This is a genomic window from Bradyrhizobium uaiense (assembly GCF_010811875.1).
Classification (GTDB): domain Bacteria; phylum Pseudomonadota; class Alphaproteobacteria; order Rhizobiales; family Xanthobacteraceae; genus Bradyrhizobium; species Bradyrhizobium uaiense.
This window is the reverse complement of record NZ_VKHP01001045.1, coordinates 1-241: the sequence shown is the minus strand read 5'-3', so window position 1 is coordinate 241 and position 241 is coordinate 1. Positions and strand designations below refer to the sequence as shown.

The 241-nt window shown below is 60.6% G+C and carries 1 pseudogene; it reads right to left on the bottom strand.

Annotation, left to right across the window (positions count from 1 at the left end):
* Nucleotides 1-241, bottom strand: a pseudogene (locus tag FNJ47_RS48700) (ABC transporter substrate-binding protein); the annotation flags it as partial.

The window sequence follows — 241 nt, the reverse complement described above, 5'->3', positions numbered from 1 at the left end:
GCCCTCGGCCTTGTCGTAGAATTGCTGCCACTTGGCCGGGCTCGCCATGAACAGATTGGTGAGGTTGATCGGCAGGAAGCTGTCCGGCTCCTTGGTGGTCAGTTCCACCGTCATGTCGTCGATCTTGGCGTAGCTGGCAACCGAGGGCAGGCGGGTCTTGACCTGCGCGCTCTGACGCTTGTCGAATTGCGGTGCCTTGTCGTTCAGCACCTTGTCGAGATTCCAGATCACGGCATCGGCG